The following is a 20,155-nucleotide window of genomic DNA, read 5'->3' as shown; positions in this document are numbered from 1 at the left end:
ACGATGACTTCCTTTCTCAACGGCGGATGTACGTTGGGAAAAGGGCATGAAAAAAGCCCTCATCCCAAACAATTTCTGTTTTGGGACAAAGGCCAGGCCTCTGCGGTACCACCCAAATTGACGCCAAAGGCGCCCACTCTTTCCTCCCGCGTCCTATGAACGCGCGCTCTCCTGATAACGGGTAGAGTCCCCGTCTGGCTACTCAAGTTTCCTCTTTCGCCCTCGCCCTCAAAAGCCCATTCCCCGCACTGCCTTCTGCCGTGATCCCACCACCCACGGCTCTCTGAGAGAAAACGTCTGTCCGGGTACTCCACTTTATCATCGGTTTTCCGCTTTGAAGTTGGGCTTATTATAGGCGCGGGACAACCCCTGTGTCAAGACAAATTTGAGAAATTTAGAAAAAATATTTATTTCCTCTTTCTCATCTTTTCTCACATCTGTTCCTTCTTCTGCGGTATATGAACCGCAATACGCTTCATGTACTGAGTTTTACAAATATACCGCAACAACCCCTCACGCCTGTGGTATAATGACAAAAAGCAGACCATACATTTGAATTTCCCCAGCCGCATTACGCCAACATCCCGCGCCCGCGGTCCTGGGGAGGAACGGAGGAAAAAGGATGCGGGAGCTGAAACCCGGCGCCATTTACATCCACTTCAAGGGGAACCGCTACAAAGCCATCCTGATGGCCACCCACTCGGAAACAGGGGAAAAGTTCGTGGTCTATCAGGCCCTCTACGGCGACTTCGGCTACTATGTCCGCCCCTACGACATGTTCCTGTCTGAGGTGGACCATGAGAAATATCCCGAGGTGAAGCAGAAATACCGCTTTGAGCTGGCGGAGGAATAAGCTGCAAAAAAGCGCCCCGGCGGGATTTCCCGCCGGGGCGCTTTTCATTGACAATCACATCAGCTTTACAGTGTAATACACCGCCATGATAAGGACCCAGGCGGCCACCACGCCGAAGAGGATCATGGTGGGCACCGCCAGCACGGCGGCGATGAGGACCAGCAGGGTCACAATGGCCGTGACATAAAGCAGCGCGTAGTTGGCGTCCTTGGGCAGGACGCGCATCCGCTTCCCCTTGAGCTCCATAGCCCCGCTGCCGGCCTGAAGCCTGCGGCACACCAGAGCGCCGCCCACGGTGACCACCGCGGCCAGAGCCAGATAGAGGTACGCCGCATAGGCATAACTTCCTCCCAGCGCCCGGGAACACACCCAAATCCCCAGCAGTCCCACCACACACAGGCAGGCCACCAGGAAGAATTCCCGCTGGTAAAGATAGTAGATGAGCGCCAGCACGATGACCACCGGCACGCCGATATACATCAGCCGCAGGCCGGTGCTGCCCATGAACCAGGTGCAGAAACAGCTGACCGAGACGCCGGCCATAAAAATGGTCAGCAGACCGGGCAGGGCGCTGCCTCTGCTGTTTTTCCTGGCGGCGTTCCACCAAAGCCCCGCCGCCGCGGCACAGACCAAGGCGGCGACGGCCAGGATCTTGACCGCGGTCCCCAGGGCGACCCGCAGATCGATCTGTTCCACCGTATAGTGGCTATAATACCGGTTGAGCAGGAGTAAAAGGAACTCCAGCACCGAGCCTCCGGCGATCCAGCAGAGGACCCGGTTGAGGGCGGTCTCTTCCTGCTTGGCCTTGGCCTCCCTGAATTGCTTCGCGTTCTTGTCCATTTACACATCTCCTGTGGATGAAATCATTCTCGTTTATTTTAGCAGAAAACCTCTCTTTTTGCAACTAGAAAAAGCAGGCGGCCCATCGTCACGAAAATGTAAGCGTTTTGTTGTTGTTTTCCATGCCTGAGCATGTATAATAAGGGCAGAAATACAAAGGAGAAAGGAATGTCCCCATGAAGCATTTTACCACGAGGGCGGCTGCGCTGGCCCTCGCCCTTTTGTTTGCCTTCCCGCTGTCCGCCTGCGGCAAGAAGGGCCGCCCTTCCGCTGGGATCGACCCGGTGGAGACCCCCATGCCCACCCCCACGGCGGAACCCACCCCGGAGCCGGAGCCCACCACGCCCCCCGTCCCCCTGGTGGCCTGGCCCACCACGGCGGTGGTGGAGCACCTCTTTTTCCACCCCGTCATCGCCTATCCCAAGTGGGCCTTCCACGACTGCCCCTCCTCCCAGTCCCAGAAGGAAGGTCTGGACGACTGGATGGTGACGGTGGACGAGTACAATAAAATCCTTCAGAGCGTCTATGACAACGGCTATGTCCTTGTGAACATGAACGACGTCTGGTCGGAGTACACCACCGACAGCGGCCAGACCCGGATGCGCCGGAACACACTTATGGTCCCCGAGGGGAAAAAGCCTCTCGTCATCTCCTTTGACGACACCAACTACTACGAATACATGCTGGAGGAGGGCTTCACCTCCAAGCTGGTTTTGGGAGACGACGGCAACATCTGGGCCGAGTGCACCGACCCCTATACCGGCGAGACCTTCCTCACCCAAGACCTGGACGCCATCACTATTCTGGACAAATTTGTGGCCGAGCATCCCGACTTTTCCATGAATGGGGTAAAGGGCTGCCTCTCCCTTACCGGCTATCAGGGCATCCTGGGCTACCGCACCCAGACCAACACCGACGATACCTCCGCCGCCTTCGAGGCCAACCGGCAAAAGGAGATCGCCGCCGTCAAGCCCATCGTCCAGCGCCTCAAGGAGACCGGCTGGTACTTCGGCTCCCACACCTGGGGCCACGTCAACCTGTCCACCTGGTCCCTGGACAAGGTCAAGCGGGACACCCAGCGGTGGGCTGACGAGGTGGGCAGCCTGGTGGGCCCCACCCAAATTTTGTTCTACCCCCACGGCGCCCGGCCCGACGGGGACCACGACCAGGGGGAGCCGGGCCCCATGTTCCAGTACCTCCATAGCCAGGGCTTCCGCATCTTCGCCTCGGTGGGCATCAACTCCTACGAAAAGTGCAAGACCGAGATCTCCGCCGTCATCTGCGACCGGCTCCACCCCGACGGCACCACCCTGCGCAGCGGCAAGTCCCTGTCCCGGTACAGCCAGTTTTACGACGCGAAGGAGATCATAGATTTGGACGTGCGCCCCAATCTGGGCGTCACCTGGTAAATAGGAAAGGAGCCTGTCCTATGACCGACCGTGAATTGGCCGACCTGGCCTACGCCATGCTGGAAAAATCCTACGTCCCCTACTCCAAATTCCCCGTGGGGGCCGCCCTCCTCTGTGCCGACGGCACGGTGTTCACCGGCTGCAACGTGGAAAACGCCGCCTACGGCTCCACCATCTGCGCCGAGCGCACCGCCCTCGTGAAGGCGGTGAGCGAGGGCCACCGGGACGACTTCGTCCGCCTGGCGGTGGTGGGCGACTCCGCCGACTACTGCTGGCCCTGCGGGGCCTGCCGGCAGATGCTCTATGAATTCGCCCCGGAGCTGGAGCTCCTGGTGGGAAAAGGAGACCGGAGCTTCACGAAGCTGAAACTCTCCGACCTGCTCCCCCACGGATTCGGGCCCAAGAGCCTGGGATAAAGGGTCGAAAAAAACAGCCGCGCCGAGGGGCGCGGCTGTTTTTTTGCTCCGCGGCCCAGGCGGCGGGCTGGGAACCTTTCCATTTTCCCCTTGACAACGCCCCCGGTCTCTGGTATCTTTCATACATACCGACGGTATGTATGAAAGCGAGTTGATCCCATGGCCAGGAACAAATTTCCGGAGGAGACTGAGCGCAGGATCCTGGAGGTCTCCCGCAGGCTCTTCACCGAAAAGGGCTATGAGCACACCACCATCCAGGACATCGTGGACGCCTTGGGCATGAGCAAGGGCGCCATCTACCACCACTTCAAGAGCAAGGAAGACATCTACGACCGCATCTGCGACAGCTACTACGGCAAGCAGCCCTGGATGCGCCAACCCAACACCCTGCCGGGGGAAAACGCCCTGGAAAAGGCCCGCTACCTGTTCCGCTTCATGCTCTCCGACCCGGAAAAGCTCCAGTTGGACCGCCTGATCCCCAATACGGAGCGTCTGGACCCCCGGCTGCTGGAGATGACCCTGCGCTCCACCATTGCCGACGCCGCCCCCCTGCTGACCACGCTGATCGAGGCGGGCAACGCCGACGGCTCCCTCCACATCGACCAGCCCCGGCAGGTCTCCGAGTCCTTCATGGTGCTGATGAATCTGTGGGTCGGCAACTGCACCACCGATAAGGAGGATTTTCTGGCCAAACTCCGTTTCATGCGGCGCTTCTCCGACCAGATGGGCCTGCCTGTCATCGACGACGAGCTGTTCTCCATCGCCGAGCGGTATTTCGATTTTGTCATGCCCCAGTAGCGCCCCCTCCCGCCGCTCCCAGCGGAGCGGCTTTTCTTCCCGCTTTTACATACCAACCGTCGGTATCAATAAAATTGTGAGGTGTTTCTATGTCCGTCCAGCCCCTCTTCCACCGGGATTTCACTCTGATGGTCGTCGGTCAGATCATTTCCCTCTTCGGCAACGCTATCCTCCGCTTCGCCCTGTCCCTCTATGTGCTGGATCTGACCGGTTCCGCCGCCCTCTTCGGCGGGGTGCTGGCGGTGTCCATGATCCCCACCATCCTCCTCTCCCCGGTGGGGGGCGTGCTGGCGGACCGGCTCCCCCGCCACCGCATCATGTACGCCCTGGACTTCCTCACCGCCGCCCTGGTGGCCGGGTTCGGCCTGGTGGGGCGGACCGGCTCCACCCTCCCCCCCGCCCTCCTCATGCTGTGCCTGTCGGCCATCCAGGCCTGCTATCAGCCCGCCACCCAGTCGGCCGTCCCCCTTCTGGCCCCTCCGGAGGAGCTGACCCGGGCCAACGGGGTGGTCACCCAGGTCTATGCCCTCTCCAGCCTCCTGGGCCCCATCGCCGGAGGCTGGCTCTACGGCGTCTGGGGCATGGGGCCCATCTGCGCCGTCAGCGCGGGGTGCTTTTTCGCCTCGGCGGTGATGGAGTGCTTTCTCCATATCCCCTTCACCGCCCCCACGGACCAGGGCGGCATAAAGGTGGCTCTGGACGATCTGCGGCAGGCGGGGCAGTTCCTCTCCCGCTCCGGCCTCCTCCCCCTCCTGGCCGTGGTGGCCGGGGTCAACCTTTTTCTCTCCTCCTGCTACGTGGTGGGCCTGCCCTACCTGGTCAAGATCTACCTGGGCCTCTCCAGCCAGCTTTACAGCTATGTGGAGGCCGCCATGGGGCTGGGCACCATCCTGGGGGCCCTCCTCACCGGCATCCTGGGACAGCGGCTCTCCTTCGCCCGCTCGGCCCGCTGGCTGTTCCTCTCCGCCCTCTCCCTTTGCTTCATTGCCCTGTCCGTCCTCTCTCCCGCCGCCCCCCTGCTCTCCTGGGGCGTCATCCTCCTCTCCGCCCTCTTCGGCATGGCCTGCGCCGGGCTGTTCTCCGTCCTGGCCCAGACCTTCCTCCAGCGGGTCACCCCCACGCCCCTCCTGGGAAAAATGAGCGCCTTCGTCACCGCCGTCTCCACCTGCGCCATGCCCCTGGGCCAGGGCCTCTATGGGATCATGCTGGAATGGTTTTCCGCCGCCCCCTGGGTGGTCTTCTGCTTCGCCTTTGCCGCCTGCCTGCCCCTGGTGCTGCTGGCCAGCCGCCTGCTCCGCGCCGACCGGCAGCAGCTTCCGGCCTGAATTTTCCACTGTATCAATTTCCCAAGAAAAAAATTTATGATGAATATACTTGACTTTTCCTTAAAACACTAGTAATATGGAGTCATAAAAGAAATCATTCCTATTATTATTTATTTGAGGAGGTCCTATTTATGCCAGCTTTTGCCAACCCCTTCCAGGGAAACGTAGACCGTAAGATGTCCAACGCCGAGCTGATGCAAGCCCTGCGTCTTGACATCGCCGGAGAACTGGAGGCCATCTTCCTGTACGACGCCCACTATCTGGCCACCGACGACCCCGTGGCCAAAGCCGTCCTGGCCGACATCCGGGACGAGGAGAAGGTGCATATGGGCGAGCTTATCACCCTGATGCGCCACCTGGACCCCAAGGAGGCCGAGCTCTTCCTGGACGGTCAGAACGAGGTCACCGAGATGCTGGAGACCCTGGGGATCTCCGAGTCCCCCATCCTTCCCGCCGCCGGCCCCACCGTGGGCAGCCTGGTGGAAGAGTAAGAAAGGAGCAATGAAGCATATGGATTATCTGGCGAGAGAAAGCGCTCCCTTCTCCTCCGAGATCTGGGAGCGGATCGACAATGCCGTCATCGAAAACCTGAAGCGCCACCTGGTCTGCCGCCGCTTCCTGAGCCTCTACGGCCCTCTGGGCGCCGGCGCCGCCGTGGTCAGCGTGGACACCAACGACAAGAGCGAGGAATTTTCCAACGGCGTGGCCCGCATCACCGGCCGCAAGCTGGTGGAGCTGCCCCAGCTCTACGAGGACTTCACCCTTCTGTGGCGGGACATGGAGGCGGCCGAAAAAGAGGGCCGGCCCCTGGACCTGTCCGCCGCCGCCGCGGCCGCCCAGCGGATGGCCAAGCGGGAGGACGACCTGATCCTTTTCGGCAATAAGGAATTGGGGATGGAAGGCCTGCTGAACGCCAAGGGCTCCTTTAAGGTCAAGCGGGGCAACTGGAAAGAGGGGGAGGACGCCTACCGGGACGTGGCCCACGGGATCGCCCACCTGTCCTCCAGCAGCCTTCTGGGCCGCTATGCCCTGATCCTCAGCCCCGACGTCTATCTGGACCTCCAGCGCTTGGTGCCCAACGTGGGCCTTTTGGAGCTGGACCGCATCTCCAAGCTGGTGGACGGCCGGGTCTACGCCACCGGCGCCTTCGGCGCCAACAAGGCCGTGCTGGTCTGCGCCGAGAGCCAGTATATGGACCTGGCCGTGGGCGCCGACCTGGGCGTGGGCTATCTGGAGCTTAAGGACTTCAACCACGCCTTCCGCATCCTGGAGACCGCCGCTCTGCGCATCAAGGACCCCAACGCCATCGTGGTTTTCGAGTGATCGAAATAAAAAAGCGGGACGCGCTGAAGCGCGTCCCGCTTTTTTCGATCCACGGGAGCTACCGCTTTCTGGGATAGGGCTTCACTTCCTCGGTCCGGCCCAGCAGGTAATCCACGCTGGTGCCGTAAAAATCCGCCAGCTGTTCCCAGACGGCGGTGGGGACGTTCAGCCTGCCCAGCTCATAGTCGGAGTACGTGGTCTGGTGGATCCGCAGCATTTGGGCCAGGGCCCGCTGCGTCAAATCCCTGTCTTCCCGCAGGATCCGAATTCGCTCATACATCCTTATCACCTATAAATAGTATGCGATAAGGCATATACCCTTATTGACTTTTAAGGGAAATTCCCTTAAAATTAGCAAAAGAGCAAGAAAGGAGGCGGCGGCCATGGAGCCCCTGTCTATCGCGGTCCTTGGGCTCTCCCTCTGCCTCTGCGCCGCCTGCGTCCTGATGTTCCGGCAGAGGAAGCGGATCCGCCAGCTGGAGGAGCAGAGCGCCCGATACCACCACCTGCACCGCATGGCCTACACCGACTTTTTGACCGGCCTCTCCAACCGGGCCGCCTATGGAGAGGCCCTGTGCCATCTGTCCCCGGAGGACGGGCCGATGTGCTGTGTCATCCTGGACGTGGACCATCTGAAGCGCATCAACGACCAGAGCGGCCACCGGGCGGGGGATCTGGCCCTCCGGCAGGTGGCGGACACCCTTCGGAAAGCCTTCCCGGAGGAGGAGCACACCCTCTTCCGCATCGGCGGTGACGAGTTCGCCCTAGCTCTTCGTCTCACCCCGGCGGAGACCCAGTCCCGCATCGCCGCCTTCCAGGCCCACCTGCGGGAGGACTGCGACGACCTGTCGGTCTCCGTGGGCCACACCGTCCTGGGAGAGCCCGGCGCGGAGACGGCCCAGGCGGCCTTCGATTTGGCCGACCAGCGGATGTATCAAAACAAAAAATGACCGGAATGCAGTAAATTTCTCTGCCTCTTTGTATAAATCCCGCCTTCCTTGGCCATGCTAACCCCGGGAATCCATTTTTGAGGAGGTTCTTGGGACATGATCATGGACAAGATCGCCCTGATCCTCGCCATCATCGGCGGGCTGAACTGGGGCAGTATCGGTATTTTCGGCTTTGACGCCGTGGCCTTCCTGTTTGGCGGGGCCAACAGCGCCATGAGCCGGGTCATCTACACCCTGGTGGGCCTGGCCGCCATCTGGTGCATCTCCCTGCTGTTCCGGGAGAGAGACCCTGTGGAGGACCGGACCTGAAAAAAGAGAGCCGCTCTTGATTAAGAGCGGCTCTCTTTTCGTTTACCAAACGCCCATGACCCTCTGGACCCCCAGGCTGACGGCGGCGATGGCCACCCAGCAGCACAGGCCCATGAAGATGGGCTTTCCGCCGCTTCTCACCAGCTTGACAAGGTCGGTGTTCAGTCCGATGGCCCCCATGGCCATGACGATAAAAAATTTGCTGGCCTGCTTCAAAAAGGCCACCGCCCCCGCCGGGATGGGCAGCAGGGTGGTGATAACGGAGGCCGCCAGGAAGAAGAGCACGAACCAGGGGAATATCTTTTTCAGATCCACCCCGGCCCCTTCCTTCTCCTCCCGCCGGGTCCGGACCAGGGCCAGGACCAGCGTGATGGGGATGATGGCCAGGGTCCGGGTCATCTTGACGATGGCGGCGGTATCCAGGGTATTGCTGCCGTGGATGCCGTCCCAGGCCGCGGCGGCGGCGGTGACGGAGGAGGTGTCGTTGATGGCCGTGCCGGCGAAGAGGCCGAAGCCCTCGTTGGACAGCCCCAGCACCCCGCCCAGGGTGGGGAAGATCAGGGCGGCGATGACGTTGAAGAGGAAAATGACCGAGATGGCCTGAGCGATCTCCTCGTCGTCCGCCCCGATGACCGGGGCGGTGGCGGCGATGGCGGAGCCGCCGCAGATGGAGGAGCCCACTCCGATGAGGGTGGAGATGTTCTTATCCATCCGCATCAGCCGGTAGAGGAGGAAGGCCACCACCAGAGAGGTGGTGATGGTGGAAAGGATGATGGGAAGGGACTGTCCCCCCACCTTCAGCACACTGCTCAGGTCCATGCCGAAACCCAGCAGCACCACGGCCAGCTGGAGGATCTTCTTGGAGGTGAGGGTGATCCCTGCCTTGGCCCCCTTCTGGTCCTTCCAGAAAAGAGCGATCACCATGCCGATCAAAATGGCAAAGACCGGACCGCCCACCACCTGGAACCGCTGGCCCAAAAACCAGGCGGGCAGGGCGATGAGCAGGCAGATCAGGATGCCGGGGACATTCTTCTTCATCGTTTCCATAAAAGCCCTCTTTCTATCTCTCTTTTTTTGATGATCCGATGGTTCCTACACCCATTGATCCAATTTAAATGACCTGGTGGTTTTTCCACTTTCCCCGCAGGAAGCGGGTGAGAAAGACCCCGGCCCGGACGATCCAGTCAGCGAACATGGCCAGCCACACGCCCAGCAGCCCCAGATTCAGGCCCCAGGAGGCCCCCAGCAGATAGCTCATGCCGATGCGGCACACCCACATGGAGATCATGGAGACCAGCATGGTGAACTTGGCGTCCCCCGACGCCCGCAGGGCGTTGGGCAGGGCAAAGGACATGGGCCAGAAAATACAGGTAAAGACCGCGCAGTAGCGCAGCACCTCGATGGCCAGGGCGGCGGTGGCGGGGGTCAGGTTGAAGCAGGGGACCAGCACCGGGGACAGGAGGAAGAGCCCCAGGCTCAGCACGCCCATGGAGATGTACACCACCGCCATCAGCTTTTTAGTGTATCCCACCGCCTGCCTGTGGTCCCCCGCCCCCATGCACTGGCCCACCACCGTCACCATGGCAAGGCCCGTGCCCTGGCCCGGCACGTTTACCACACCGGCGATGGAGTTGGCGATGGCGTTGGCGGCCACGGCGGAACCCCGGAGGGCCAGGTCCACCCCCGCGTCAAAGGAGGTGATGAGCCCCAGCACCAGCAGCTTTCCGATCTGGAACATGCCGTTCTCGATGCCGTTGGGAATGCCGATGCCCAGGATGGCCTTCACCATGGGCCAGCGCAACTCCGGGTGGAAGAGCCGCTCGATGTACACCAGATGGGTGGGCCGAGTGATCATGAAGCCGATGATGGCCGCCGCCACGATACGGGAGACCAGGGTCCCGATCCCGGCTCCGGCGGCCCCCATGTTGAAGCCGTAAATCAAAATGGCGTTTATCGTGATATTCACGATGTTGACGATGAGGGAGTTGAACATGGACACCTTGGAGTTGCCCATGGAACGGAACAGGGCCGCCCCGGCGTTGTAGATGGCCATGAAGGGGAAGGCCGACGCCGTCAGCAGGAAGTAGACCAGGGCCGCGTCCATGATATCCTGAGAAATATTGCCGAAGACCAGCCGGAGGATGTGCTCCCGGAAGATCAGAGCCATGGCCATCAGGAGCACCCCGACGAAGAAGACCACGTACAAAAGCTGCTTGGCGGCGGAGCGGGCCTTCTCCACGTCCCGGCGCCCCAGATATTGGGACACCACTACCGCTCCGCCGGTGGAGAGGGCGGAAAAGATGTTGATGAGAAGGATGTTGATGTTGTCCACCAGGGACACGCCCGAGACCACCGCCTCGCCGGCCGTGGTCACCATCATGGTGTCGGCCATGCCCACGGTCATCAAGAGCAGCTGCTCGATGATGAGGGGGATCATCAGCCGCCGTAGGTCCTGATTGGTAAACATGGGATTTTTGATCTGGGTCGTGGCCTCCATGCAAACACCTCTCGCCTTTCATTTCATTCTCACTTCGTAAGGATTTATTGTAGCACGAAGGGTTTGCCTTGCAAATCGTGTTTTTACACAAACTTTACATCCGCCACCCATCCAAAGCGCACGGTTCCCTTTTATTAGACATCTTTTGATTAATTTCCCATTGATTCCCATTATATTTTCCACTATAATAAAATGAAGATGGTTAGGGAGGATTCGTTATGGATGTTCCGCAGTATGACCGCAACAAATACTACCGCATCATGGACCGGACGCAATCCAATTACGCCAACCAGCTCAAACGCCTTTCCCGGGCGGAAAAGCGTTCTGATTTCATTCTGATTTATTACAGCCTCGCAATCATCATCTACTCACTGTCCGTGAAATTCTACCCCGGTCTTTTCGACTCCACATGGACTACATACAGCAGTCTTATCTTGTCAGTGATCGTATTGATCTACTCCATCATCAACAGCAAAGCGGGCTATCCGGAACGTATCAGTAAAATTCAGACCTCCCTCAATGAGATCAAGCGCCTAAAACGGGACGTGGGCTCCCTCCCAAAAGCCACGCAAATATGCGGCGTAAACGCGGACTGCAAAAACGCCACCACCAGCGGTATGGCGCCCCCCTGCTCCTGCGAGAGCTATCAATTAGACTCCGCGGCACCCTGTACCCTGAGCGAAGCCTGTAACTCCCTGAAGGCGCTTAAAAAGGAATATGACGAGCTGTCAAAAAACACGGAGATCCGGGACGACCTGGATTTCTATTACACCATCGTTCAGCTCTGTAAAAAGTACCACTTAAACCCATACACCGGGGCACCGACCACACCCCGGAAAGAAGCGGACGGCGGCGTGGACCTCACCAAGGATGAGGAAGAGGAGATCGAGACCATCATCGGCGAAATCCAAGGCTATATCTCCGAAAACAACCCCAAGGCGCAGTTTCTACACATGCTCTTTTTAAAGATATGGCACATGGCCCTCTATCTTGCCCCCATCCTTATCTTCGCGCTGGGAATCTTTTTAAAGTTCAGGCCCTTATCCACGTTTTTCTCTCCGTAATAAAAACAAAAAGCCCGGCCCTTTCTGAGAAAGAGCCGGGCTTTTTGCTTTTTGCTTCGTCTGCCTGAAACCGGGCTCACACCCGTTTCCAGGTGGTCCCCTCCTTGGTGTCGATGAGCTCGATACCCTGGGCCTTCAGCTCATCCCGGATGCGGTCGGCCTCGGCCCAGTTCTTGGCGGCCTTGGCCTCAGCCCGCTGGGCGATGAGGGCCTCGACGGCAGCGGCGTCCTCCCCGGCGGGGGCGGCGTCCTTCTCCGCCAGGGCGGCGGCGTGCTCCAGCAGCTTCAGCCCCAGCACCTCGTCAAAGCTGGCAATGAGCTCCCGCTTGTCGGCGTCGGAGACATCGGCCTTCAGCACGTCGTAGAGGGCGGTGACGGCCAGGGAGGTGTTCAGGTCGTTGTCCAGGGCGTCCTGGAACTGCTGGCGCAGAGGCTCCTGGGCGGCGGCGTCCGCCGGGCCGTCCTCACCCAGGGCGGCGATGCGGCGCACCAGCTTGTCGTAGGCGGCGGCGGCGTTGTCCAGGTTCTCCCAGGAGAAGGTCAGCGCCTTGCGGTAGTGGGACTGGAGGCAGAAGAGGCGGTAGACCAGGGGGTCATAGCCCTTCTCCTCCAGAAGGGAGACGGTGAGGAACTCCCCCTTGGACTTGGACATCTTGCCCCCGGCGGTGTTCAGGTGATGAACGTGGAACCAGTGGGAGCACCAGGGGTGCTCCAGATAGGACTCGGACTGGGCGATTTCGTTGGTGTGGTGGGGGAAGGCGTTGTCGATGCCGCCGCAGTGGAGGTCCAGGTACTCCCCGCAGAACTTCATGGAGATGCAGGAGCACTCGATGTGCCAGCCGGGATAGCCCACCCCCCAGGGGGAATCCCACTTCAATGCCTGGTCCTCGAACTTGGACTTTGTGAACCACAGGACAAAGTCGTTTTTGTTGCGCTTGTTCTCGTCCTCCTCCACGCCCTCCCGGACGCCCACTTCCAGGGCCTCCACGTCGTGGTCGTTAAAGACATAGTACTGCCCCAGCTTGGAGGTGTCAAAATAGACGTTGCCCCCGGCCAGGTAGGCATAGCCGGTGTCGATGAGCTTGGTAATGACCTGGATATACTCGGGGATCATCCCGGTGGCGGGCTGGACCACGTCGGGGGTCTTGATGTTCAGCTTGGCGCAGTCGTCGAAAAAGGCGTCGGTGTAGTACTGGGCGATCTCCAGCACCGTCTTGTGCTCCCGCTTGGCCCCCTTCACCATCTTGTCCTCGCCGGTGTCGGCGTCGGAGGAGAGGTGGCCCACGTCGGTGATGTTCATCACCCGCAGGACGTCGTACCCCTCCCAGCGCAGGGCCTTCTCCAGCACGTCCTCCATGATATAGGAGCGCAGGTTGCCGATGTGGGCGAAATGGTAGACGGTGGGGCCGCAGGTGTACATGCTCACCTTGCCCGGCTCGTGGGTCTTGAAGTCCTCTTTTTCATGGGACAGGGAATTGTACAGTTTCATGGTATTCATGATACTCTCTCCTTCGCAAGATGTTTTTCCATCTCTTGTTCCAAAAAGTCCAGCCGGGACTGCAAGGCCTGCAGCTCCTTCTGAACGGGATCTGTGACACTGATCTGGTCCACCCGCTCCACAAAGTCGGTCTTTTCCCCGGCGATGCGCACCACCCGGGCGGGGACGCCCACCGCCGTGGCGTTGGCCGGGATCTCGGACAGGACCACCGCGTTGGCGGCGATGCGGGAGTTGTCTCCCACCCGGAAGGGGCCCAGGACCTTGGCTCCGCAGGCGATCATCACGTGGTTGCCGATGGTGGGGTGGCGCTTGCCCTGGTCCTTCCCCGTCCCTCCCAGGGTGACCCCGTGGTAGAGGAGCACGTCGTCGCCGATCTCCGCGGTCTCCCCGATGACGATGCCCATACCGTGGTCGATGACCAGCCGGCGGCCGATGACGGCGCCGGGGTGGATCTCGATCCCGGTGATGTGCCGGGCCAGCTGGGAGTTGAGCCGGGCGAGAAAGCGCAGATGGTGCTTCCACATCCAGTGGCTCACCCGGTGGAAAAGCACGGCGTGGACGCCGGGGTAGAGCAAAAAGATCTCCAAACGGCTCCGGGCGGCGGGATCCCGGGCCTGGTAGGCGGACAGCAGTTCAGTCAAGCGGTTGGACATAGGGGGGCCTCCTTCAGTCAATGGCCGGCCCCCTTACAGCGGAGGTCAGGCCGGATTTCGGTTTAAAATGGGGCGGCAACAGTGACAGGGACACTTCATCCTGGTTTCCTCCTTTTTCCGTCCGACGAAAAACGCCTCTCATGCCCCACGGGGCATGAGAGGCGACTCACATCGCGGTTCCACTCTCTTGTTTCACTCAAAGGCCGGTAACGGGGCCGAACCGTGGGGCATTACCCCCCGCGCTCCCGGACGCACTTCACGGCAGGCTTTCCGCAGGACCGCTTTCAGCCGGTGACGGTCCCTCTCTATCCGGGGTTGCCAAGCACGCTACTCTTTCCGTTCTTCGCGCTCATTTCCTTGTCATAGTATATTATCACGTTGCCGCTTGGGTGTCAAGGCCCGGCCTGTCTCCCCCGCCGCTCTGGGGCCATTGTCAGTTATTTCGGCGTGTGATATAATGAATTTACTGAATAAAAAGGAGGCCGGAACCATGGCGCTCATCACCTGTCCCGAATGCGGCCGCGAGATCTCCGATCAGGCCGCCGCGTGTCCCCACTGCGGCTATCCCATCGGCTCCCCGCAAAAGAAAAGCTACTCCGTAGTCCTGGTAGACAACGGCACCATGACCGATCTCCAGGAACTCATCGACCTCTACCATCTCTCCAAGGAGGAAGCCAGCGCCGCCATGACGGCGGTGACGGACCACCACCCGGCCACCCTGGTCTCCGGCCTTCCTCTGACCGAGGCGGAGGCTCTGCCTCAGAAGATGAGCAATCCCGCCCTGGTCCGTGTGGTGCCCGACGAGGAAGCGGAGGACAAGGAGGCTCTCCGCCGGGCCCCCGTCCCGGAAAGCGGCAAGCACGGCATGTCCTTCGGCGCCACGGTGGGGGCGGTCATTCTGGGCGTCATCGCGGCCATCCTCATCCTGTCCTTCCTGTGATGGCCCGCCGCAGCCGCTTCTATTTTCTTTTGATCCTGGCCGCCTCGGCCCTGGGCGCCCTCAATCAGTTTTTTCTCAAGCCCCTCCTGGGCGGGACCTTCCCCTTTTTGGCCTGGTATGCCAACGACGTGCTGGCGGGCTTTCTCATCCTGGCCTTGACCCAGCTTTTGCTATCCCTGGGCACTCTGCCCCGGCTCGCCCTCGCCCCCTCCCTCCTTCTGGTCCTGCTGGCCGGGGCGGCCTGGGAGCTGCTCCCCCTGCTCTGGAAACCCACCGGCGTCGCCGACCCATGGGACATCCCGGCCTATCTGGCCGGAGGCGTTTTCTGCAGCCTGCTCTCCCGGGCTGAGGCAAAATATGTTCAGAATGGTTCCCCCTCCTTGGGGCAAACTGGCCTCAAAGGAGGGAACGCCATGGATCCCAAACACAAGCGCCCCGGCCAGGACCGGCCTGCCCAAGGACTGACCGACGCGGAAAAACCCATTCCGGCGGATATCTATCCCGTCCTGGACACCGATCTGGCCCGTGACAATCTGGAAAACGACCTCCCTGCGGCAGACCTGGAAGACCTGTGAGGTCCCGTGGGACAAAAAAAGCGGACGGCTTTTGCCGTCCGCTTTTTCACGCTCAGATCTGGTCCATGGGGATCACATCTTTGTTTTTGACAAAATACTCGATGCCGGAGTACACCGTAGTGACCACGATCACCGCCACACAGACAGTGTTCACCCATCCGGGCAGAGGGAGGAACATGAGGCACAGGCCCACCATGGTGGAAGCGGTCTTTACCTTCCCCGACCAGCCGGCGGCGATGACCCGTCCGTGCTCCACAGCGATGAGCCGCATGCCGGAGACGGCGAACTCCCGGAAAATGACCACGGCCACCGCCCAGGCGGGCATCTGCCCGCTCTGGACGAACCACAGCATGGCCGTCACCACCAAAACCTTGTCGGCCAGGGGGTCCATGAACTTGCCGAAGTCGGTGACCTGGTTATAGTGCCGGGCGATGTAGCCGTCGGCCAGATCAGTGAGACTGGCCACGACAAAGATGGCCAGGGCCGCATACTGGCTCCCGGAAAAGCCCCAATAGAGGACCACCAGGAACAAGGGGATCATGAACACCCGCAGCAGGGTGAGCTTGTTGGCGGTATTCATCCTCTTTTCACTCCTCGATCTCGCCCGACAGGTCCCCGTCTATGGTCCCGGTCATGCGGACATTGACGAACTGCCCGGCGGGCACCTCCCCGGCGGCGGTGAACCACACCCTGCCGTCCACCTCCACCGAGTCGGCATAGGTCCGGCCGGCGTAGCAGCCCATCTCGGGGTCGAAGCCCTCCGAGAGGACCTCCATCACCGTCCCCAGGCGGCTTTCGTTATAGGCGTCCAGCACCCGGGACTGGAGGTCCACCAGCCGTTCCACCCGCTGGGCGGCCACCTCCTCAGGCACCTGGTCCGGCATGGCCGCCGCCCGGGTGCCCTCCTCCCGGGAGTATTGGAACACCCCGGCCCGCTCGATGCCGGTCTCGGTGACGAACCGGCACAGCGCCTCGAAGGCCTCCTCGGTCTCGCCGGGCAGGCCGCAGATCAGGGAGGTGCGGACCACGAGGCCGGGGATGCGTTGGCGCAGCCGGTCCAACAGCTGGGTGAGGGTCTCCCGGGTCCCCCAGCGGCCCATGGCCTTCAGGATCTTGTCGTCGCAGTGCTGGAGGGGGATGTCCAGGTATTTGACGATCTTAGGCTCCTGGGCGATGACGTCGATGAGGGCGTCGTCCAGGTGGTCGGGATAGAGATAGTGGAGGCGGATCCAGTGGAAATCCAGCTTGCACAGCTCCCGCAGCAGCTGGGGGAGCCGCCGCTCCCCGTAGAGGTCCTTCCCATAGGGTCCGATGTCCTGGGCAATGAGGATCAGCTCCTTCGTCCCGGCGTCGGACAGGGCCTTGGCCTCTTTCAGGATGGCCTCCATGGGGCGGCTGCGGTAGCGGCCCCGAAGATAGGGGATGATGCAGAAGGCACAGAAATTATCGCAGCCCTCGGCGATCTTCAAAAAGGCGGTATAGCCGGGGGTAGTGATGAGCCGCTCCCCCTCCTCCGTGGTGGCGGAGATATCCCCGAAATCCTGGGGCCGCTCCCCCCGGGCCACGGCCTCCACCGCGGCGACGATGTGGTCGTAGCTGCCGGTGCCCATGAGCCCGTCCACCTCGGGGAGCTGGTCGAGCATCTCCTCCCGGTAGCGCTGGGACAGACATCCGCACACCAGCAGCTTCCCCAGCTCCCCCGCCTGTTTCAGCTCGGCCAGCTCCAGGATATTCTCGATGGCCTCGCTCTTGGCGGCGTCGATGAAGCCGCAGGTGTTGAGCACGGCCACGTCGGCCCCCCGGGGCTCCCCGGTGACCGTGTGCCCGGCGGCCCGGCAGAGGGCCATCATCTGTTCGGTGTTGATGAGGTTCTTGGAACAACCAAGGGAGATAAATGCGATTTTCAAGGTGAATTCTCCTTACCTGTTGATAAATCCCGCTCCACACAAAGGGGCGGCAGGCCGGTCCCCGGCCCGCCCGGGATCTACTCTTCTTCGATCTCCGCCCCGTACCGGCGCAGGCCCTCTTTGATCTCGTCCCACCGGTAGCCCCTCCGCGCCAGGGCGTCGGAGGCCCGCTTCAGCTCTTTTTCATCCGGGCTGCGCCCCTTGAAGCGGCCCCGCAGGAAAGCGTCCACCCCCTCCTCGGGGGGCTCGGCCTCTTCCAGAGCGGCATCCCACAGGGTCCGGGGAATCCCCCGGCGAAAGAGCTCATCCTTCACCTTTCGGTCCCCATAGCCCCTGGCGGAATAGTGCCGGGCCACCATTTTGGCATACTCGGCGTCGTTGAGATAACCCAGCCCCTCCAGCCAGTCGGCGGTCTCTTCCGCCTGTTCCTGGGTGGCCAGAGGGGGCTTCTCCCGGTCTCTGGGCCGGGCGGTGAGCTTTTGTATCAGCTCCCGCCGGGACATGGGCTTGGCGGCGATCAGGTCCAGGGCCCTGGAGCGCACGGCGCTGGCGCCGGCGGACTCCATCAGCCGGTCATAGCACTCGTCCGACAGCTCCATCCCGGCATAAAGGGAAAAGGAGACCACTTCCCGCTCACTGACCCGCAGCAGAGCCCCGTCGTCCAGCCACACCAGCCACCGGTCCCGGACCCGCTTGGAGGGCTCTAATTTACTGATCCGCATCCTCAAAATCCTCGGCGGACACGTCTACCGCCCGGCTGGCGGCGGCCCGGGCCGCCGGAGCGGCTGCCGGGGCAGCAGCAGGAGCCGCGGCCTGCGCGGCGGCCTTGGCGGCCGCCTTGCCCTGGCTGGGCTGGAGCTTGTAGGCGTTGGCCCGGATGTCCTCCTCCAGCTGCCCGGCCACCTCCGGATTGTCCTTCAAATACTGGCGGGCGGCGTCCCGGCCCTGGCCAATACGCAGCTCCCCCATGGAGAACCAGGAGCCGGACTTCTGCACCAGTCCCAGCTGGACGCCCAGGTCTACCAGCTCCCCCTCTCTGGCGATGCCCTCGCCGAACATAATGTCGAATTCCGCCTGGCGGAAGGGGGGGGCCACCTTGTTCTTGACCACCTTGGCCCGCACGTGGTTGCCCACCACCTCGGTGCCGTTCTTCAAGGACTCCACCCGCCGGATGTCGATGCGGACGGAGGCGTAAAATTTCAGCGCCCGGCCGCCGGTGGTGACCTCGGGATTGCCGTACATGACCCCCACCTTTTCCCGCAGCTGGTTGATGAAGATGACGATGCAGTTGGTCTTGGAGATGGAGCCGGCCAGCTTGCGGAGGGCCTGGCTCATGAGCCGGGCCAGCAGGCCCACGTGGCTGTCGCCCATGTCCCCCTCGATCTCGGCCCGGGGGGTCAGGGCGGCCACGGAGTCCACCACCACCACGTCGATGGCGCCGGAACGGACCAGGGCCTCACAAATTTCAAGCCCCTGCTCGCCGGTGTCGGGCTGGGAGATGAGCATGGAGTCGATGTCCACCCCCAGGGCCTTGGCGTACACGGGATCCAGGGCGTGCTCCGCGTCGATGAAGGCCACCTCGCCCCCCCGCTTCTGGGCCTCGGCGGCGATGTGGAGGGCCAGGGTGGTCTTGCCGGAGGACTCGGGGCCGTAGATCTCCACGATGCGCCCCTTGGGCACGCCGCCGATGCCCAGTGCGGCATCCAGGGCCAGGGAGCCGGTGGGGATGGCCTCCACCACCACGTGGGCGTTCTCCCCCAGGCGCATGACCGCGCCCTTGCCGAAGTCCTTCTCGATCTGGGCCAGCGCAGTGTCCAGCGCCTTCTTCTTGTCCGAGGCCGGGGCGGCGGTAGCCACCGTCATCTTTTTCTTATCTGCCATAGTTCTGTTCTCCTCTCGCGTCGGCGGGGCGTGCCCCGGTCCATATTATTCGTTGATGGTGCCGGCCACCACCCGCCAGATGCCCTGGGTGTCCTGGTAGCTCCGGATATCCTCAAAGCCGTTCTGGCCCAAGATAATCTCCACCTCGGGGGCCTGGCCCATGCCCACCTCAAACAGGAGGGTCCCCCCCAGCCGGAGGGCCCCCTTCCACTTGGAGGCCACGGCCCGGTAGAAGTCCAGGCCGTCCTCGCCCCCGTCCAGGGCGGCGTGGGGCTCATAGTCCCGCACAGAGCCCTCCAGCCCCGGGATGTCGGCGGAGGGGATGTAGGGGGGATTGCAGGCAATCACGTCAAAGTCCCACAGGGCGGGCAGGGGCGGCAGCTTGGCATCGGCGTGGACACAGGTGACCCGGGCGTTCAGATCGCACCGGCGGATGTTCTGCTTGCACACCCGCAGGGCCCCTTCCGAGTTGTCGGCCAGCACCGCCCGGCACTCGGGCACGTTGGCGGCCACCGCCAGGCCCACGCAGCCGCTCCCGGCGCACAGGTCCAGCACCCGGCAGCCCTCCCCCGCGGCCCGGGCGCGCAGGATGGCCTGTTCGGCCAGCACCTCGGTGTCCATCCGGGGGATCAGCACCTCCCGGGAGATGTCCAGGGGCAGGCCGTAGAACTCCCACTCCCCGATGATGTAGGCCACCGGCTCCCCCGCCAGGCGGCGGGCGGTGAGCTGGGCCACCTTCTCCTCCACCTGGTCGGAGGCATAGAGGGGCATGTCCCGGAAAAACTGCTCCCGGCTCTTGTCCGCCGCGTAACAGACGATCTCCCGGGCCTCCAGCTGGGCCCCCGGGATGCCCGCCGCCTTCAGCCTGCGCCGGGTATCCAGATAGAGATTATTGTAGGTGCTCGCCACACAAATCA

The 20,155-nt window shown here is 62.0% G+C and carries 23 protein-coding genes and 1 other annotated feature; of the genes, 12 read left to right on the top strand and 11 right to left on the bottom strand.

All coding sequences use genetic code 11. From position 1 onward, the window contains the following. Positions 1-78: 78 nt before the first annotated feature. Positions 79-331 (bottom strand) — a binding site (T-box leader). Positions 332-622: 291 nt separating this feature from the next. Then, positions 623-853 (top strand): DUF1653 domain-containing protein, encoded by a 231-nt coding sequence (locus AAEU42_RS02535; protein WP_342231952.1) that lies wholly within the window; start codon positions 623-625, stop codon positions 851-853. A 54-nt stretch (positions 854-907) separates the two neighbouring features. Here the strand turns inward: AAEU42_RS02535 and AAEU42_RS02530 are convergent, their stop codons facing one another. Further along, positions 908-1,693 (bottom strand): hypothetical protein, encoded by a 786-nt coding sequence (locus AAEU42_RS02530; protein WP_342231951.1) that lies wholly within the window; start codon positions 1,691-1,693, stop codon positions 908-910. A gap of 176 nt (positions 1,694-1,869) precedes the next feature. On the opposite strand from AAEU42_RS02530, the gene AAEU42_RS02525 reads away from it, so the two are divergent. The 6 genes from AAEU42_RS02525 (at position 1,870) to AAEU42_RS02500 (ending at position 6,964) form a co-directional block, all read left to right on the top strand. Next, positions 1,870-3,102, top strand: a complete 1,233-nt coding sequence (locus AAEU42_RS02525) for a polysaccharide deacetylase family protein (protein ID WP_342231950.1) — start codon at positions 1,870-1,872, stop codon at positions 3,100-3,102. A 20-nt stretch (positions 3,103-3,122) separates the two neighbouring features. Beyond that, a complete protein-coding gene (gene cdd, locus AAEU42_RS02520; RefSeq protein WP_342231949.1) occupies positions 3,123-3,518 on the top strand; it encodes a cytidine deaminase in 396 nt (131 codons plus the stop codon). Positions 3,519-3,677: 159 nt separating this feature from the next. Next, positions 3,678-4,316 (top strand): TetR/AcrR family transcriptional regulator, encoded by a 639-nt coding sequence (locus AAEU42_RS02515; protein ID WP_342231948.1) that lies wholly within the window; start codon positions 3,678-3,680, stop codon positions 4,314-4,316. Positions 4,317-4,405: 89 nt separating this feature from the next. Further along, positions 4,406-5,641, top strand: a complete 1,236-nt coding sequence (locus AAEU42_RS02510) for an MFS transporter (RefSeq protein WP_342231947.1) — start codon at positions 4,406-4,408, stop codon at positions 5,639-5,641. A gap of 131 nt (positions 5,642-5,772) precedes the next feature. Beyond that, positions 5,773-6,132, top strand: coding sequence for a demethoxyubiquinone hydroxylase family protein (locus tag AAEU42_RS02505; protein ID WP_342231946.1), 360 nt, complete (start codon positions 5,773-5,775; stop codon positions 6,130-6,132). Positions 6,133-6,151: 19 nt separating this feature from the next. Beyond that, positions 6,152-6,964 carry a family 1 encapsulin nanocompartment shell protein gene (locus AAEU42_RS02500; RefSeq protein ID WP_342231945.1) on the top strand — a complete coding sequence of 271 codons (813 nt, stop codon included), beginning with the start codon at positions 6,152-6,154 and terminating at the stop codon, positions 6,962-6,964. Between the two features lie 58 nt (positions 6,965-7,022). On the opposite strand, the gene AAEU42_RS02495 is transcribed toward AAEU42_RS02500, so the two are convergent. Continuing rightward, positions 7,023-7,244 carry a helix-turn-helix domain-containing protein gene (locus AAEU42_RS02495; protein WP_342231944.1) on the bottom strand — a complete coding sequence of 74 codons (222 nt, stop codon included), beginning with the start codon at positions 7,242-7,244 and terminating at the stop codon, positions 7,023-7,025. Positions 7,245-7,347: 103 nt separating this feature from the next. Between AAEU42_RS02495 and AAEU42_RS02490 the strand changes: the two genes are divergently transcribed. Both AAEU42_RS02490 and AAEU42_RS02485 read left to right on the top strand, forming a co-directional pair. Next, positions 7,348-7,914, top strand: a complete 567-nt coding sequence (locus AAEU42_RS02490) for a GGDEF domain-containing protein (protein WP_342231943.1) — start codon at positions 7,348-7,350, stop codon at positions 7,912-7,914. Positions 7,915-8,010: 96 nt separating this feature from the next. Beyond that, positions 8,011-8,223: a DUF378 domain-containing protein gene (locus tag AAEU42_RS02485; protein ID WP_342231942.1), complete on the top strand. Its 213-nt coding sequence runs from the start codon at positions 8,011-8,013 to the stop codon at positions 8,221-8,223. Positions 8,224-8,265: 42 nt separating this feature from the next. Here AAEU42_RS02485 and AAEU42_RS02480 read toward each other — a convergent pair whose 3' ends face one another. Both AAEU42_RS02480 and AAEU42_RS02475 read right to left on the bottom strand, forming a co-directional pair. Further along, entirely contained in the window at positions 8,266-9,270 is a 1,005-nt protein-coding gene (locus AAEU42_RS02480) for a YeiH family protein (protein WP_342231941.1), read from the bottom strand. Between the two features lie 64 nt (positions 9,271-9,334). Continuing rightward, complete coding sequence (locus AAEU42_RS02475; protein WP_342231940.1) at positions 9,335-10,720, bottom strand: MATE family efflux transporter; 1,386 nt, start codon at positions 10,718-10,720, stop codon at positions 9,335-9,337. A gap of 218 nt (positions 10,721-10,938) precedes the next feature. Between AAEU42_RS02475 and AAEU42_RS02470 the strand changes: the two genes are divergently transcribed. Beyond that, a complete protein-coding gene (locus tag AAEU42_RS02470; protein WP_342231939.1) occupies positions 10,939-11,784 on the top strand; it encodes an SLATT domain-containing protein in 846 nt (281 codons plus the stop codon). 76 nt (positions 11,785-11,860) lie between these two features. Here the strand turns inward: AAEU42_RS02470 and cysS are convergent, their stop codons facing one another. Next, on the bottom strand, positions 11,861-13,273 hold the full coding sequence (gene cysS / locus AAEU42_RS02465) for a cysteine--tRNA ligase (protein ID WP_342231990.1): 1,413 nt from the start codon (positions 13,271-13,273) through the stop codon (positions 11,861-11,863). A 5-nt stretch (positions 13,274-13,278) separates the two neighbouring features. Further along, a complete protein-coding gene (epsC, locus tag AAEU42_RS02460; protein ID WP_342231938.1) occupies positions 13,279-13,935 on the bottom strand; it encodes a serine O-acetyltransferase EpsC in 657 nt (218 codons plus the stop codon). A gap of 490 nt (positions 13,936-14,425) precedes the next feature. Between epsC and AAEU42_RS02455 the strand changes: the two genes are divergently transcribed. Together AAEU42_RS02455 and AAEU42_RS02450 are read left to right on the top strand one after the other, a co-directional pair. After that, the gene (locus AAEU42_RS02455; RefSeq protein ID WP_342231937.1) at positions 14,426-14,875 is read left to right on the top strand and encodes a zinc ribbon domain-containing protein; all 450 of its coding nucleotides are present in this window, start codon (positions 14,426-14,428) and stop codon (positions 14,873-14,875) included. Then, a complete protein-coding gene (locus AAEU42_RS02450; RefSeq protein ID WP_342231936.1) occupies positions 14,875-15,450 on the top strand; it encodes a hypothetical protein in 576 nt (191 codons plus the stop codon). Before AAEU42_RS02455 ends, AAEU42_RS02450 begins: the two co-directional genes overlap by 1 nt. Positions 15,451-15,502: 52 nt before the next feature. Here AAEU42_RS02450 and pgsA read toward each other — a convergent pair whose 3' ends face one another. From pgsA to prmC, 5 genes are all read right to left on the bottom strand, one after another. Then, positions 15,503-16,030 (bottom strand): CDP-diacylglycerol--glycerol-3-phosphate 3-phosphatidyltransferase, encoded by a 528-nt coding sequence (gene pgsA / locus AAEU42_RS02445; RefSeq protein WP_342231935.1) that lies wholly within the window; start codon positions 16,028-16,030, stop codon positions 15,503-15,505. A 7-nt stretch (positions 16,031-16,037) separates the two neighbouring features. Continuing rightward, positions 16,038-17,357 (bottom strand): 30S ribosomal protein S12 methylthiotransferase RimO, encoded by a 1,320-nt coding sequence (gene rimO / locus AAEU42_RS02440; protein WP_342231934.1) that lies wholly within the window; start codon positions 17,355-17,357, stop codon positions 16,038-16,040. 77 nt (positions 17,358-17,434) lie between these two features. Further along, on the bottom strand, positions 17,435-18,079 hold the full coding sequence (locus tag AAEU42_RS02435) for a regulatory protein RecX (RefSeq protein WP_342231933.1): 645 nt from the start codon (positions 18,077-18,079) through the stop codon (positions 17,435-17,437). Beyond that, positions 18,066-19,238, bottom strand: a complete 1,173-nt coding sequence (gene recA / locus AAEU42_RS02430; protein ID WP_342231932.1) for a recombinase RecA — start codon at positions 19,236-19,238, stop codon at positions 18,066-18,068. Before recA ends, AAEU42_RS02435 begins: the two co-directional genes overlap by 14 nt. Before the next feature lie 45 nt (positions 19,239-19,283). Next, positions 19,284-20,147: a peptide chain release factor N(5)-glutamine methyltransferase gene (gene prmC / locus AAEU42_RS02425; protein ID WP_342231931.1), complete on the bottom strand. Its 864-nt coding sequence runs from the start codon at positions 20,145-20,147 to the stop codon at positions 19,284-19,286. Between the last annotated feature and the right edge of the window lie 8 nt (positions 20,148-20,155).

Origin of the sequence: Pseudoflavonifractor phocaeensis, from assembly GCF_038439875.1 — a bacterium.
Classification (GTDB): Bacteria; Bacillota; Clostridia; order Oscillospirales; family Oscillospiraceae; genus Vermiculatibacterium.
The sequence above is the reverse complement of the archived record's forward strand: the minus strand, read 5'-3'. Positions and strand labels throughout refer to the sequence as shown.

What these genes read in the sequence shown, in the direction of transcription:
- AAEU42_RS02535 (WP_342231952.1), top strand. Translation starts at nt 623, where the DNA reads ATGCGGGAGCTGAAACCCGGCGCCATTTACATCCACTTCAAGGGGAAC.
- AAEU42_RS02530 (WP_342231951.1), bottom strand. Translation starts at nt 1,693, where the DNA reads ATGGACAAGAACGCGAAGCAATTCAGGGAGGCCAAGGCCAAGCAGGAA.
- AAEU42_RS02525 (WP_342231950.1), top strand. Translation starts at nt 1,870, where the DNA reads ATGAAGCATTTTACCACGAGGGCGGCTGCGCTGGCCCTCGCCCTTTTG.
- cdd (WP_342231949.1), top strand. Translation starts at nt 3,123, where the DNA reads ATGACCGACCGTGAATTGGCCGACCTGGCCTACGCCATGCTGGAAAAA.
- AAEU42_RS02515 (WP_342231948.1), top strand. Translation starts at nt 3,678, where the DNA reads ATGGCCAGGAACAAATTTCCGGAGGAGACTGAGCGCAGGATCCTGGAG.
- AAEU42_RS02510 (WP_342231947.1), top strand. Translation starts at nt 4,406, where the DNA reads ATGTCCGTCCAGCCCCTCTTCCACCGGGATTTCACTCTGATGGTCGTC.
- AAEU42_RS02505 (WP_342231946.1), top strand. Translation starts at nt 5,773, where the DNA reads ATGCCAGCTTTTGCCAACCCCTTCCAGGGAAACGTAGACCGTAAGATG.
- AAEU42_RS02500 (WP_342231945.1), top strand. Translation starts at nt 6,152, where the DNA reads ATGGATTATCTGGCGAGAGAAAGCGCTCCCTTCTCCTCCGAGATCTGG.
- AAEU42_RS02495 (WP_342231944.1), bottom strand. Translation starts at nt 7,244, where the DNA reads ATGTATGAGCGAATTCGGATCCTGCGGGAAGACAGGGATTTGACGCAG.
- AAEU42_RS02490 (WP_342231943.1), top strand. Translation starts at nt 7,348, where the DNA reads ATGGAGCCCCTGTCTATCGCGGTCCTTGGGCTCTCCCTCTGCCTCTGC.
- AAEU42_RS02485 (WP_342231942.1), top strand. Translation starts at nt 8,011, where the DNA reads ATGATCATGGACAAGATCGCCCTGATCCTCGCCATCATCGGCGGGCTG.
- AAEU42_RS02480 (WP_342231941.1), bottom strand. Translation starts at nt 9,270, where the DNA reads ATGGAAACGATGAAGAAGAATGTCCCCGGCATCCTGATCTGCCTGCTC.
- AAEU42_RS02475 (WP_342231940.1), bottom strand. Translation starts at nt 10,720, where the DNA reads ATGGAGGCCACGACCCAGATCAAAAATCCCATGTTTACCAATCAGGAC.
- AAEU42_RS02470 (WP_342231939.1), top strand. Translation starts at nt 10,939, where the DNA reads ATGGATGTTCCGCAGTATGACCGCAACAAATACTACCGCATCATGGAC.
- cysS (WP_342231990.1), bottom strand. Translation starts at nt 13,273, where the DNA reads ATGAAACTGTACAATTCCCTGTCCCATGAAAAAGAGGACTTCAAGACC.
- epsC (WP_342231938.1), bottom strand. Translation starts at nt 13,935, where the DNA reads ATGTCCAACCGCTTGACTGAACTGCTGTCCGCCTACCAGGCCCGGGAT.
- AAEU42_RS02455 (WP_342231937.1), top strand. Translation starts at nt 14,426, where the DNA reads ATGGCGCTCATCACCTGTCCCGAATGCGGCCGCGAGATCTCCGATCAG.
- AAEU42_RS02450 (WP_342231936.1), top strand. Translation starts at nt 14,875, where the DNA reads ATGGCCCGCCGCAGCCGCTTCTATTTTCTTTTGATCCTGGCCGCCTCG.
- pgsA (WP_342231935.1), bottom strand. Translation starts at nt 16,030, where the DNA reads ATGAATACCGCCAACAAGCTCACCCTGCTGCGGGTGTTCATGATCCCC.
- AAEU42_RS02435 (WP_342231933.1), bottom strand. Translation starts at nt 18,079, where the DNA reads ATGCGGATCAGTAAATTAGAGCCCTCCAAGCGGGTCCGGGACCGGTGG.
- recA (WP_342231932.1), bottom strand. Translation starts at nt 19,238, where the DNA reads ATGGCAGATAAGAAAAAGATGACGGTGGCTACCGCCGCCCCGGCCTCG.